The organism is Vibrio sp. 1078-1 (assembly GCF_033340475.1).
This window is the reverse complement of sequence record NZ_JAWOWM010000004.1, coordinates 200712-213817: the sequence shown is the minus strand read 5'-3', so window position 1 is coordinate 213817 and position 13106 is coordinate 200712. Positions and strand designations below refer to the sequence as shown.

Here is a 13106-nt window from a genome sequence, read left to right as displayed (position 1 = left end):
CACAATTGCATCAAGTTTCATTTTAATTAATACGTCCTCAGTTCGAGATTAACGCGCCAGCTTTCAATAAGAAGCTGCCATACGGATCGGTTAAGAATAAGCAAGCGACACCTTTCACTCAATAAACATAAATAAATGATGCTGCAAATTTTAGGATTATTTAAGTAAATGTATTATCCATCCTTAGACTCGGTTTCCCTACCGTAGTATTTCCTACTATTAATAACATAATTAACCTTAGATATTTAGAACACCTGTAATTAAAGAGATAAACAATACCTTAACTTCTTATATCTTGATTTGAGATATAGAGAGAACTTAGTGAATTAATGTCTGTTTTCCGATGGAAGTTCTGGCGTTCCGACCAAATTAAAACCCACTTTTCACTGCAAAAGAGCACGTAGAAAATCATAAAGAAAATTTAAAAACACTAAAAAGTTGCTTCTTAATGAGATCCCTTTACCATTATTAAATTTTTAGTAGTGTCTAGTAAAGTGGGATATTATATAATCTATAAAAACAATCACTAACGCCTTTAATTAGTTACACGGTTTTCAAGAAAATCACTTAGAGAATAAGCATTCATCAAGAAAACCAGGGAAAATTAACTTTATCACCTTCTAAATACAGCTCTATAAGCATAGAAATAAAAATTAACCAATGCTGAAAAAAGAGGCAGCTTTTCAATTTCTCTATATATCTCCCATTGTCTTATTGCTTTTTTAAACTTATTCCTAGATATAGAGTTTGAAGTAATACGATACAAAGTTAATATTTCGTTTAAATGAAAAGCCTTATTGCCATTACGTAACAACTTTAACCAGAGAGCATAATCTTGACCAGTTCTAAGATCTGGCATTATAATTTTATCACAACCATTATTTTTGAGCATAACAGTAGAGCAACCAAGAGTAGCTTTTTTTCTAAGCATATCATGATAAGTAACGAAGTTAAGTGGTCGAGAGTCTATAATTTTACCTAACTTTTCACCCTCTTCATTAATGACCTCATAAGAGGTGAAACAAAAGCTAATATCATTCAGTTTCATAAATTCTAGCTGAGTTTTTAGTTTATTTTTATCCCAAAGATCATCGCTATCCAAAAAGGCGATATAAGAACCATTAGCTCTAGAGATTGATTTGTTTCTCGTTACAGAAGCTCCGGAATTAACGTTGTTCCTAGAAATTCTAACTCTAGAATCTTCCTTAGCAAACTGCTCTAATAACCTGTAACTGTCATCAGATGAACAATCATCAGTAACGAGCCACTCCCATTGATGATGAGTTTGATTTTTAATACACTCAAAAGTATCTTGTAAAAATTTTTCTGAATTATAGGTTGGCGTTATTATTGAAACTAGCATATTATCCTTTTTTGATTACATTAGAACATTTAAGTATTATATAGACTGACAAGATAGGAAAAATAGAAACAAGAAAGTACATAAAGTATTTAAAATATAAAAATCCAACAAATTCGCCATGAAGTTGAAACTGCAAATACATTACAGCATAAAAAGTAACAGTAGCAATATTTTTTCCATAGCGATACAAGACAAAATCGACAATAAATAAGTTAGCACTTACAAATAGTGGTGCTAATACTAAACCTAGAAAACTATAGTTAGCCCAAGCTTCAGCCATGAAGTATGATGTAATAAATCCCGAAGTACCATTTTGAACACCAGACAAATCAAAATATTTCATTAACAATAATTTAGAAGGCTCTTGTACTTCACCAAAAATAGCTTTTTGTATTACTGAAGGGATGCCTACAAAACTAGTGCTCTGTGTTATTTCTTGTGGAAAAAGAACGAAAGAATTAAATAAACCTTCAATATTCCCTAAGAACAAACGACCAATAATTAACTTATAGCCAGAACTAATCAATGTTGAAATAGGAATGCCTTTAACAAGAGAAAACATTAGAACAATAGAAGTAATTGCTAATATAATCATAGAAATAAAAAACTTACGTGATACTTTACCTCTCACGATACAGACTATAATTAAAGCTCCAATAAGCACATTAAAAATAGCGCCTTTCTGACTGTTATATGTGTAAATTAAAATTACTAATAAGAACGAAATGATTAAATGTAACCTTCCAGAATTTTTAATCAAAACTCTTGATAAAGAAATATAAAAATAGAGAGACGACGCAGAAAAAGCAACCAGGTTCTTAATAAAATCACTTCCTGTAAAGTCATTTCTGAACGAAATTCTGCCAGATAACGCATCGTAGCTATTTCCTTTGATTGCTTCGAGCATCGGCCAAGATGGCGAATGGAATAATATGTAAAAAAATCCGAATGAAGATAGAAAAAATAAAAAATTTTGGGTTATAGAAATATTAAATTTAGATTCTGAGAAGTGCACATTAAGAAGTGTTTTTCTATGACACTCTCTACTTAGAAAAATTTTCTTATATAATAAATAACTACTCAATATTGCTAGACTAGAGTAGCATACTGCTATTAATCCATATAGCCGTACTGATGATGACCAGTCCAAGGCATACCATCTATCATACTCCAAAGATAAAGATATAATATAAGATCCAATGAGAGCACTGATTAGTATTTGACGATAAAAAATATAATTAATACCGTTAATATATCTCAACGATACGGAGCCATTAATTAAATATAATAAAAAAAATGATATTATAAGAGTAATTAATATTATAAGAGTTTCAATCATTGTATATTATCAAGCCAATCCATGAATTCAGACTTCATTTTTAATACTTTTTCAACTACTTTATTTTTTCTAATGACGTAGCTTTTGCCTAAGCCTTGTCTCATATCTCTTGTAAAAACATCAAAATCACAAGAATTCACAGAAAAACCAAACCCACCTTCGTACACACATTTAGAAAGATATGTGTCAGAAGAGACGATAATTGGTGTTTCAAATAGTTGAGCTTCATACAATTTATTTGGCAATGCTAATTTGACATTTGGTTGATTAGAGTCGTACACAGAGTATACATAATCTATGCTGTTATATATTTTTCGCAGTTCACTCTGATCAAATGATCCTTTGAACTCAACAAGATCATTTATCTCTATATTTTGTGAAAAACATAATTCAATAAGTTGTTTTTCATTTTCTTTGGGGCCACCAAAAAATACCGCCTTGCAGTTATTCTCCACACAATACCTAATTAGCATAGCCATTTGCTTTGGATACCTTAGTGCTCCGACAAAACCAATTCTTATATAGTCACTCTTATTTTTTTTATTATCCTTTACATTTTTAACTATATCTATAGAAGGTAAGTTTTCACTCAAAAAATAATTACATCCTTTTGGTAGGTAGTTCAAAAATGCTGGAGAAGTAATCACTATGTTTTTGAAAACAAGACGCACAATCAAAGAAAAAATATATAGTGTGATTCTATTTTTTAAACTAGAGTGACTTCTAAGAGGAAGATCTGGTATCTCATAGATTATTTTTTTATCTCTTATCGACAAAAAAAACAATTGAAAAAATTTATATACAATTACTTTTGCTCCACTAACATATACTAGGTCAGACTTCTTAAAGTCTTTATAATCTAAATCTTCAATGTCTTTTTCTTGATATATATCACTAGAGAAGTGATTACCTCTACTGCGATCTGTAAATATTGACACTTCATACCCATAATCACTTAGCCAAGCTACACGCTTTCTAAGCCTAGGATCTAAAGCATGATCACATATTAAAGTAGCTTTCACTACAAGACCTCCCGGTACATTTCGATATATTTATTAAATGCCGATTTTGCAGAAAAGTTTTCAGATATATGTAGACTGGCATTCCGAGCAATATCCACTTTCTTAACTTCAGAGTTTCTAATAACACTACATATCTCATCAACATTAGGGGCGACTATAAAACCGACATCGCTGCTTTTTATAATATCTGTAACACCTGATATATTAGTAGAAATAGCAACACACTGTGACGCCATAGCTTCTAAAAGAGCATTAGGCATACCTTCATTTTCAGAAGGTAAACAAAAATATTTACTACATTTTAAGTAATCTTCAGGGTTTCTGACATAGCCCGTAAAATGAACTCTATCTGTTAGATTATTATTTAATATGAACTCTTTCATAGTCCTAAAATAGGAATTGTCATCATAAGGACCTATGAAACATGCGACAAAATAATCGGGTAAGTTTTTTAGTGTTTCAAGAATGAGGTGTGGTCTCTTTCTAGGTATTAATGCACCACAAAAAGCGATAATTACTGCATCATGTGGGAAAGGAGATTTAAAGTTTCTATTAAAATTTTCAACATTAAACCTAGATACATCAACGCCATTAGGTATGTATTTTATTTTTTCTTCTGGTACTCCCAAAGAAAGCAACTCATTTTCAATCTCTTTTGATATCGCAACAACTCCTTGACTATTCTTTATTACTTCTACCTTTCTCTGGCTAAGACGAAGGGTTTTAGCAACCCAGTTTCGATTCAATAACTCGGAGTTCGATTTAGCAATTCGTAGGAATGTCGGTACCCCTTTTTTAATTCCAGCTCTTGCTGCAGAAATAGACCCTAAGTAGGAGTGAGTTGTTTGTATTATATCTATATCATTAGATTTTACAAATTCAGCTACTCTATAGGAATAAACTGCATTGTTAAGTCGATTATCACATTTATGGATGAAATTTAAACTATCGAACGATTTAATATTCTCTTGTGCAGCGTTACCGTGCACCAAATTAAAACTAATATCCTTCATAGAATTAGCATTTATAAGGTTAACAAAATAGTTTCCTGGCCCAGAGTAGGATGTTCCAGCTCCATACTGATCAAATAGATATACATTCATTAGCTTTTACACCATTCTTTCAGAGAAATGATATTCAACTCTGACTTATCCGATAGCGTTTCAATCGCATCAATATCCAAACCAGAATTGTATGCATGAGCGAAAAAATCAGTTAACTTACTATGTTCATCTAACATCTCAAGAGACATAGCTGACCCTACTCTGTTTAGTTGCTCAAAATATCGTAACGTTTTATTATGCATATATATCGATGCAACTGGGATTTTCATACTAGAGGCTACAATAGCCACATGTAATTTATTAGTAACAACAAAGCTTGCGCCACGAAGTTCTTCAATAGTTTTATTATAAGAACTATATTCAGATAGTTTTATTTCTTGGTAATCCGATTTTAAAATTTCAAAAAACCATGTTTGTTGTATATCATCTTCTGAATCAGATATTATTACAACCTCGTGCTCTGGTAATTGTTTATCTCTAAAGATTAGATATTCATCTACTATTTTTCTAAATCTAAACTCATCTCCAACTGGTAAATGCATATGAAGTATTATTTTTTTTTCTTCTTTCCGGACATAATTATTTGAAATATAATATGGAACCAAATCTGCCGTTTCATTTATAGTATCTTTCTCTATTAACCGCGAAGCAAATTGTACTGATTCTTTATCTCTTAGGTTGACTATATCAGCACCTTTAAGGATGAACCCTGCGATTTTTGATGCTAAAGGGTGTGTGAGTGGCCCAAACCCTGTACCAAAAAATGCATATTTCTTTTTTAGAACACGCCGAGCGATACCAACAATACCGTGACGTATGATAAATCTAATAGACCATTTATTTACTCTATTATTAGGTTGTCCGAAATAACCTCCACCACCATATATAAAATATTTTGCAGAGATCATATCAATTAGAGTGGCACGTTTAATATTTAGGTCGGATGAAACTTTATCTGAAGCCGTCGATGAATATAGTTCATAATTATCATCTATATTATCCATTATTACTTTCACTAATAATGTGTCACCAAAATTATCTTTATATTGAGACCCATGTATTATTACTTTATTTTTCATATTTTATCACTAAGTATGTTATTGAAACTAATGCTGATAGGCTGTAAGAAAATATTGATATTAAAGCAATATGTTTTAGTTCATCACCAACAAATATTAATCCAATTATTAAAGAGCTAATGAATATCAATTGAGACCATGTTCTTACTAATGGCCTTCCTATTGCATTAAGTACAACTGATGAATATCTATCAACTAACCTTACTGGTATGATAAATATCAGTAAATAATATACATCGATATAATCACTCCACTCTCCATTTAAGAATAACTTCTCGATATAACTGCCTAAATAGTAGCATATTATTGTTCCTACAAAACCGAGTAAAAGCAACACTCCTATTGTGATAATATTATAAGCTGACTGATTAGCTCTTAATCTATCACATAGTATTGGATATATCACTTTATCAAATAACTGTCCTATTATTGTTATTGGAAAATTAATTAACTGGAAAACTCTACTGTATCCGGAAAAGTCTGTTGGATTTAGTTGATTAGAAACATATAGTTTATCAAGCTGGGAGTTGATATAGTTAATAATCCTATTAATTGTTAAGACTCCAGAAAAACCTATGTCTTCTTTTATTTTTTTAAAGTCATAGCTTGTAGAAAATGGAGTTTCTGACTTGGCTTTATAAAGAGATAACTTTATTATTTCTTCTATAAAAACACAAATTATCAGCCAGTATATTTCAATACCAGATTTTAGTACTACAATTTGTAATAAAAAATGCATGACGATAAAGCTATAGAAATCTATATTTACAATTTCTCTAATCTTTAATTTTCTTTGCAATACTGCTTCATATATCATCGAGACTAGTTTTACTATAACTATAGGAGCCACTAGTTGAATATATAACTTTGAGTCTGGAATTTTAAGTAGTTGTTGAATGCTATCAGCACTCAACACTAGCCCTAAACCTAAACCTAAACCTAGTATTAAAGAAAAAATAATATATGTGTTTATTTTCTTAACGGAAATATATTTAGACCGAACTAGAGCGGGCCCCAAGCCGACACTACCAATAGTTGTTAATAACCCGATAAAAACCAAGGAGACACCATAGGGTGCATAAGTGCTTGGTAATGTTGTATCTGTTATTACTTTAAATAGATATAATGACAAGATACTCTTCAGTATTAAAAAAATAAGACTTATAGATATATTTTTTAGCATGTAAAGCCATTTAATAAAGATACTATTCTATTACATGCATTCCCATCGCCATAAGGATTATGCGCAAAGCTCATTCTTTTGTACTCTTCTTTATTACTTATTAATAACTCTATATTGTTCACAATTGAATCAATACTTGTACCAACAAGCTTAACTGTACCAGCGGTAACAGCCTCTGGTCTTTCTGTAGTGTCTCGCATTACCAACACTGGCTTCCCAAGAGCCGGGGCTTCTTCTTGTATACCTCCAGAGTCTGTTAATATGATGTGAGCACGTGTCATCAAATAGATAAATGGTAAATATTGCTGAGGCTCAATAAGGTAGACATTGTCAATATCTGCAAGTATGCGTTTGACTGGCTCCCTTACATTAGGGTTCAAGTGCATAGGATATAGAATTTGCGTATCTTTATGCGCAGTTGCAATCATCGCTAATGACTTACATATCCTCTCAAACCCTCCACCAAAACTCTCCCTACGATGGCCAGTGACTAGGATGAGCTTCTTACCTGGATCTAAAAATGGAAACTGTGCTGCTACTGTTGCATTTAAGTCTTTGTCAGTATCGATCTTATCTTTCACCATCAAAAGTGCGTCAATAACCGTGTTCCCCGTCACGTAAATATTGTCTGTTGAGAAGTTTTCACGTAGCAAATTGTCTTTAGACGTTTGCGTTGGGGTAAAATGATACTTTGCTAATACGCCTGTCAATCGGCGGTTTGCCTCTTCAGGCCATGGCGAGTAGATATTACCCGTACGAAGACCTGCTTCAACATGTCCAACTTCAATCTGTTCATAATATGCAGCTAGACTAACGGCAAAAGTGGTCGTAGTATCTCCATGAACTAATACAACATCCGGCTTAAAATCTTGAAGTACTGGTCTTATTTCTTGAATGATACGAGCAGTTATATCACTTAAAGTTTGTCCCGGTTTCATTAGGTTAAGATCGTAATCTGGCCTGATATCAAATAAATCTAACACTTGATCTAACATCTCTCTGTGCTGTGCCGTCACACAGCATTTAGACTCAAAACGTTGCTCGTTTGATAAAGCATGAACTAAAGGTGCCATCTTTATAGCTTCTGGACGCGTACCAAAAACCGTTAGAATTTTTTTCATCTTCATTCTATTTTTCCTAACCAAATATAAAGTCATAATTAATGTTGATAGATATATTTCATAATTGTTCGCTAGTAACTCTTTGGCGCTTTCTCCAACTATTTAACAAAGATGAAATACGCCAGATATGGCTAATGACCGAAAAATAGCATGCAAACAAAATCAAGAAAGCAATAAACATAATCGATTCACTAACACCAAAAAAGTCAGCCCATAAACCGATAGCGGCACAAATTGATGCCATCGAACAGATGAAAATTAACGTTGCACCTGGAGAAAGCCCAATACGCTGACAAATATGGTGTAGATGTTCTCTATCTGGTTGGAATGGTGACTGACCTTTACGAATACGACGGATCATAATGGTTGCCATGTCCATCAACGGTAAAGCTATTAACCACAGTGCTGTGACTGGCTTGAAGGCTACCGCTCCTGGTTCTTGCGTGCCGCGAATCAGCATCCAGACCACTGTAAAGCCGATAAACATACTGCCAGCATCACCCATAAAGATTTTAAAGCGACGACCAAGTGGGAAACCTAAGTTCAGGAAGATATAAGGGAGCATCGCAGTCACGATCAATAAACAGATCGTGGCTAAATATTCGTTTCCGTTGTAGGCAAATACAATACCTAATGCCGTAAAGGTGACCGAGGCTAACCCGCCCAGCAAGCCGTCTATACCATCAACCATATTAAATGCGTTAATTGCGCCTATTACCGCAATAACGGTGATCACTGCGCCAGCAACTTCATTCAGGGCAATGGTTTCGCTCCCCATTAAGTAGCCTAAATCGTGTAAGCTGTGGCCTCCGATGTAAATCATCGCAAGGGATATTCCGGCTTGGATAATAAGACGAATTTTGAAACTTACATCGTAGTAGTCATCTAATGCGCCGAGCACTATAAGCACAGCCGAACAAGATAAGTAGAGTGATAGGTTGTCATTCATTGGTAGGAACAGAAGGAACCCCACCAGTATGGTAGAGAAAATGGAGATCCCTCCTACAAGTGGCACCACACCTTGGTGAAGCTTTCTTGCATTGGGTTTATCTACTAGACCTACGCGCTTAGCGACCTTGCGCATAACAAAAAGTAGAACGAACGACAAAATAAATACAAATAAATATGCATTATTCATGATAGCCAACTGTGTTATTAAATAAGTTTGAGGTAAATCTATAACGCATCCGACTGATTCCCTATACGGATTCCATTGCATCACAGGTCCGATACTGCTGATTCTTTTTCGCTCATATCTGAATAAGCCGAACCTAAGAACAAGCAGGTGATTTTTTGGCGTGACAAAACCACATTAGCCAACGTGGGTTGTAACGCATTGCAAACGCTAATTTCTAATATTGAATATGTAAGTAACTGAGCTCCACCGACACTAGCTCGTGACGGTCATCGGTTCTCAGCCTTTATAGGCAGGCCAAATACAAAGCTGAATACACTAACTAACGGTTTGGGCCGGTAGTTATGTACTTCTATAAACCTAGTATTTGGTTTTGATAGGTATGAGAAATGGAGATTTAAATTGTAACCTATGCCTAACCAACATTTGCTCGCCACTTTGTTAGCTTTGAGCGTCCCTCTGACAAAAGGGAATTACATAAATTTGTAATAGTTCTCGTTTTTTATAAATCAATCTTGCCAGAAGTGCACTTAGGTGCTTATTATTAAAAATCATCTTGCTTGGTTTCTTTTCTATTGGGAAAGAGGCCAACGGATGATTTGGGCACGCTACCGCCCCTAGGTCTGGCTCCTAGAAGCAAGTTTTGCACGTAATGTAAATGTGTTGCATTTCTAAATGAGGGACGAATTGTATAGTAAACACGTTGCAACTAAAAGTAGAACGTGTAAAAAGCTTACAAAAAAATGTCTTTTTTCTGACACTTATTCCGTAATAAATGTGGCGTGTTTTATGAAATTATAATTATCAGACACCCATTTACCCAACGAGCACTAAACAGCCAGTGACGCTGATTCCAAAAGCTTAAATGAAAATAGTTGCAATAATATGAATTGCATCACAACAGGTTGCAATGAAACGTAGTCAAATTATGATGAATATCTAAGTCTCTCTAAACTTTCAGTTTTGCCATTTTCTTTCTCCTATTTTGCTTGCCTACAATACGCTCACTTATTCACTATCTGCCTGCTTACCCTACCTACTGAGCGATTTACCGAATCACTGCCAAATAGTGAGGTTTGGCTATGTGTAAAATAGATACTCTCAAGCGTAAGCTAGCAAAGGTAAAAGCGTCGTTTTGTTATGAAAGTACTGCACCACGGTGGGAAAAATACGGTTACTGGCTCTTGTCACGAGCTCGTATTACAAAATGGAAGTGTGCTGATCGACTGTGGTTTGCTACAAGGTCAGGACAATACTCAGCAGCAGAGTTTGGGTATCGACTTTTCTATCTCTGATCTCAAAGCGGTAGTGCTGACCCATTCTCATATCGACCATATTGGTAGGCTGCCTTGGCTATTAGCAGCGGGCTATAAGGGCCCTATCTACTGTACGGAAGCCACCGCTGAGCTCGTGCCGCTTATGTTAGAAGATGGTTTAAAGCTCCAATTGGGTATGCGACGTCATCAAAGAGAGAAAGTGCTCGATTTTATTCGAGCGCTTATTCGTCCTTGTCCTTACTCAGTGTGGATAGAAATAGAAGATAGCACTTCTCTTCGCTTTCAACCTGCTGGGCACATTTTAGGCTCAGCATATGTTGAGTTTCATTTATCAAACCAGGAGGCTGTTGTTTTCTCTGGGGATTTGGGACCTCGCAACACACCTCTCCTACCGGATCCCTTATCACCGGAAAAAGCTGACTACCTGTTTATCGAGTCGACTTACGGCAATAAAATTCACGAGGATGTAGAGTCTCGCAGCAGGCGATTACTTTCTATTATTGAGCATGCACTTCGGGATGGTGGCGTAATTGTGATACCAGCTTTTAGTGTAGGGAGAACCCAAGAGTTACTCTTTGATATAGAGCAGCTTATACATGAGCACGCTTTGCAAGATTCACTGCCTATTATTCTCGACTCTCCTTTGGCTAAAAAGGTGACCAATACCTATCGCCAATTTAAAAAACTTTGGGGATCAGAAGCGAAAGAGCGACTCGATCATCATCGACACCCGCTCGCGTTTGACCAATGCATTACGATCGAAAGCCACGCAGACCATTTACAGCTCGTTAACCGTCTCGCAAGTACATCAGAAGCCGCTATCGTGGTTGCGGCCTCCGGAATGTGTGAAGGTGGCCGTGTCGTCAATTATTTGGAAGCTTTACTGCCTGATGAAAGAAATGATGTGCTATTTGCTGGCTATCAAGCGAAAGGGACGTTAGGTCGGCGTATCCAGGATGGAGAAGAAAGTGTATTGATTGAAGGTAAGCGCGTGAAAGTGAAAGCTCAAGTACATACCATGTCAGGCTACTCGGCGCATGCCGATATGAACGACTTAATACAATTTGTAACTGCCATTCCTACTCCTCCTAAAGAGGTTCACCTTATACATGGTGAGGAAGATTCGAAAAAAGCGCTTTATCAAAAACTAATCAACCTCGGATATAACTGCGTAATATAGTGAATTAGATAATAATTTAATTTCAAGGCAACATAATATATCGCAAACATAGTTTGTCGAATTCATTGATATAGTTACGTCAAGATTCAAAAACAAGCCATAAGTAAGGACTCAGGTTCAAGAAAATTAACAAAGTTACAAGCATGTTCTGGATTAAGGGATATAATTTCTATACGAATTAAATTATAATCGCCGACTTGTAAGCAATTGGCTAGTCGAAAACAACTTATTCCATTCCTATGACAGACAGTATGAGCGACACGCTTCAAGAACGAGAAGCTTCTGAATTAACTAAAAATAATTCTATCAGCATAACATCAGCATTGGACGAGTTATCCGCAAGTGAAACAGACGCTTGCCTTTATATCTACTGTCCGAAAGAAGACGAAGCAAAGATAGCTCAAGTGCTTAAGAGACATCCTGAGATTAACGCACAAGTTAATAACTATGCCCTTAGGGATTTCAAGAGTAAAACCCTTTGCCACTTTAAAAGCTCACACCTAAACCCTGAGCAGCAAGCGTTTCTTGTAGCTGCGACAGAACTAGGTGCTTGGGTTGAGCCTTTAGTGAGCTACTTTGATCGTTCACTTGGCTACACTGAAACTGAGCTCTTGCATAGTGGTTACTTCTTACACCAAAAAGCTTTTTCTATCCTCTCTAATCGTAAGAACAGCTGGCAAAAGCGCTTCATCGATCTCTTGTTTGTTTTTATGCTGTCGTGGGTTGCTATCCCAGTAGGGCTTATTACGGCACTGCTCATTAAGCTTGAGTCACCAGGCCCGGTATTCTTTAAGCAGCGTCGCACTGGCCAATATAATGAAGAATTTGACGTGATCAAGTTTCGCTCGATGCGAAACGATGCGGAAAAGAACGGTGCCCAATGGGCGACCAAGAACGACGCTCGCGTAACGAAAGTCGGCTGTTTTATTCGTAAAACTCGCATTGATGAGCTCCCCCAGTTAATCAATGTACTAAAGGGAGAGATGTCGATGGTTGGTCCACGCCCTGAACGCGAGGTGTTCATCTCTGAATTGGAAAAAGCCATTCCTTACTACCGCTTTCGTCACGCCGTTAAACCTGGGGTAACTGGTCTAGCCCAAGTAAAATACCCTTACGGCGCATCGGTAGAAGATGCTATTTGGAAGCATAAATACGATATCTACTACATCAAACACCAAAACTGGATGATGGAAGTGAAGATTCTTTTCCTTACGGTTAAAACAGTGTTGTTTGGGATGGGGCGCTAGAAAACGGCGAATTCAACCGAACGGATCATAGGTATAAAAAAGAGCAGCGCCTTATGGTAGCTGCTCTTTTTATTTTGTCCTTTGCACTATAAACTC

The 13106-nt window shown here is 35.8% G+C and carries 10 protein-coding genes; 2 read left to right on the top strand and 8 right to left on the bottom strand.

Going from position 1 to position 13106, the window contains the following annotated elements:
- Window positions 1–613 precede the first annotated feature (613 nt).
- The 8 genes from R7190_RS10835 to wecA form a co-directional block, all read right to left on the bottom strand.
- Window positions 614–1363, bottom strand: coding sequence for a glycosyltransferase family 2 protein (locus tag R7190_RS10835; protein ID WP_206946825.1), 750 nt, complete (start codon window positions 1361–1363; stop codon window positions 614–616).
- Window position 1364: 1 nt separating this feature from the next.
- The gene (locus tag R7190_RS10830; RefSeq protein ID WP_206946827.1) at window positions 1365–2270 is read right to left on the bottom strand and encodes a hypothetical protein; all 906 of its coding nucleotides are present in this window, start codon (window positions 2268–2270) and stop codon (window positions 1365–1367) included.
- A gap of 428 nt (window positions 2271–2698) precedes the next feature.
- Window positions 2699–3724, bottom strand: coding sequence for a glycosyltransferase (locus R7190_RS10825; RefSeq protein WP_206946829.1), 1026 nt, complete (start codon window positions 3722–3724; stop codon window positions 2699–2701).
- A complete protein-coding gene (locus tag R7190_RS10820) occupies window positions 3724–4827 on the bottom strand; it encodes a glycosyltransferase family 4 protein (protein WP_206946831.1) in 1104 nt (367 codons plus the stop codon). The genes R7190_RS10825 and R7190_RS10820 overlap by 1 nt, the downstream gene beginning before the upstream one ends.
- Window positions 4827–5867, bottom strand: coding sequence for a polysaccharide pyruvyl transferase family protein (locus R7190_RS10815; RefSeq protein WP_206946834.1), 1041 nt, complete (start codon window positions 5865–5867; stop codon window positions 4827–4829). The genes R7190_RS10820 and R7190_RS10815 overlap by 1 nt, the downstream gene beginning before the upstream one ends.
- Entirely contained in the window at window positions 5857–6999 is a 1143-nt protein-coding gene (locus R7190_RS10810; RefSeq protein WP_242533955.1) for an oligosaccharide flippase family protein, read from the bottom strand. Before R7190_RS10810 ends, R7190_RS10815 begins: the two co-directional genes overlap by 11 nt.
- 44 nt (window positions 7000–7043) lie before the next feature.
- Window positions 7044–8177, bottom strand: coding sequence for a non-hydrolyzing UDP-N-acetylglucosamine 2-epimerase (gene wecB, locus R7190_RS10805; RefSeq protein ID WP_277987824.1), 1134 nt, complete (start codon window positions 8175–8177; stop codon window positions 7044–7046).
- Window positions 8178–8229: 52 nt separating this feature from the next.
- Complete coding sequence (wecA, locus tag R7190_RS10800; protein WP_206946838.1) at window positions 8230–9309, bottom strand: UDP-N-acetylglucosamine--undecaprenyl-phosphate N-acetylglucosaminephosphotransferase; 1080 nt, start codon at window positions 9307–9309, stop codon at window positions 8230–8232.
- A 1137-nt stretch (window positions 9310–10446) separates the two neighbouring features.
- Here wecA and R7190_RS10795 point away from each other — a divergent pair.
- Together R7190_RS10795 and R7190_RS10790 are read left to right on the top strand one after the other, a co-directional pair.
- Window positions 10447–11763, top strand: a complete 1317-nt coding sequence (locus R7190_RS10795) for an MBL fold metallo-hydrolase RNA specificity domain-containing protein (RefSeq protein WP_206946840.1) — start codon at window positions 10447–10449, stop codon at window positions 11761–11763.
- A 239-nt stretch (window positions 11764–12002) separates the two neighbouring features.
- On the top strand, window positions 12003–13010 hold the full coding sequence (locus tag R7190_RS10790) for a sugar transferase (RefSeq protein ID WP_086046469.1): 1008 nt from the start codon (window positions 12003–12005) through the stop codon (window positions 13008–13010).
- Window positions 13011–13106: the final 96 nt, after the last annotated feature.

What these genes read in the sequence shown, in the direction of transcription:
- R7190_RS10835 (WP_206946825.1), bottom strand. Translation starts at nt 1,363, where the DNA reads ATGCTAGTTTCAATAATAACGCCAACCTATAATTCAGAAAAATTTTTA.
- R7190_RS10830 (WP_206946827.1), bottom strand. Translation starts at nt 2,270, where the DNA reads ATGCTCGAAGCAATCAAAGGAAATAGCTACGATGCGTTATCTGGCAGA.
- R7190_RS10820 (WP_206946831.1), bottom strand. Translation starts at nt 4,827, where the DNA reads ATGAATGTATATCTATTTGATCAGTATGGAGCTGGAACATCCTACTCT.
- R7190_RS10815 (WP_206946834.1), bottom strand. Translation starts at nt 5,867, where the DNA reads ATGAAAAATAAAGTAATAATACATGGGTCTCAATATAAAGATAATTTT.
- wecB (WP_277987824.1), bottom strand. Translation starts at nt 8,177, where the DNA reads ATGAAGATGAAAAAAATTCTAACGGTTTTTGGTACGCGTCCAGAAGCT.
- wecA (WP_206946838.1), bottom strand. Translation starts at nt 9,309, where the DNA reads ATGAATAATGCATATTTATTTGTATTTATTTTGTCGTTCGTTCTACTT.
- R7190_RS10795 (WP_206946840.1), top strand. Translation starts at nt 10,447, where the DNA reads ATGAAAGTACTGCACCACGGTGGGAAAAATACGGTTACTGGCTCTTGT.
- R7190_RS10790 (WP_086046469.1), top strand. Translation starts at nt 12,003, where the DNA reads ATGACAGACAGTATGAGCGACACGCTTCAAGAACGAGAAGCTTCTGAA.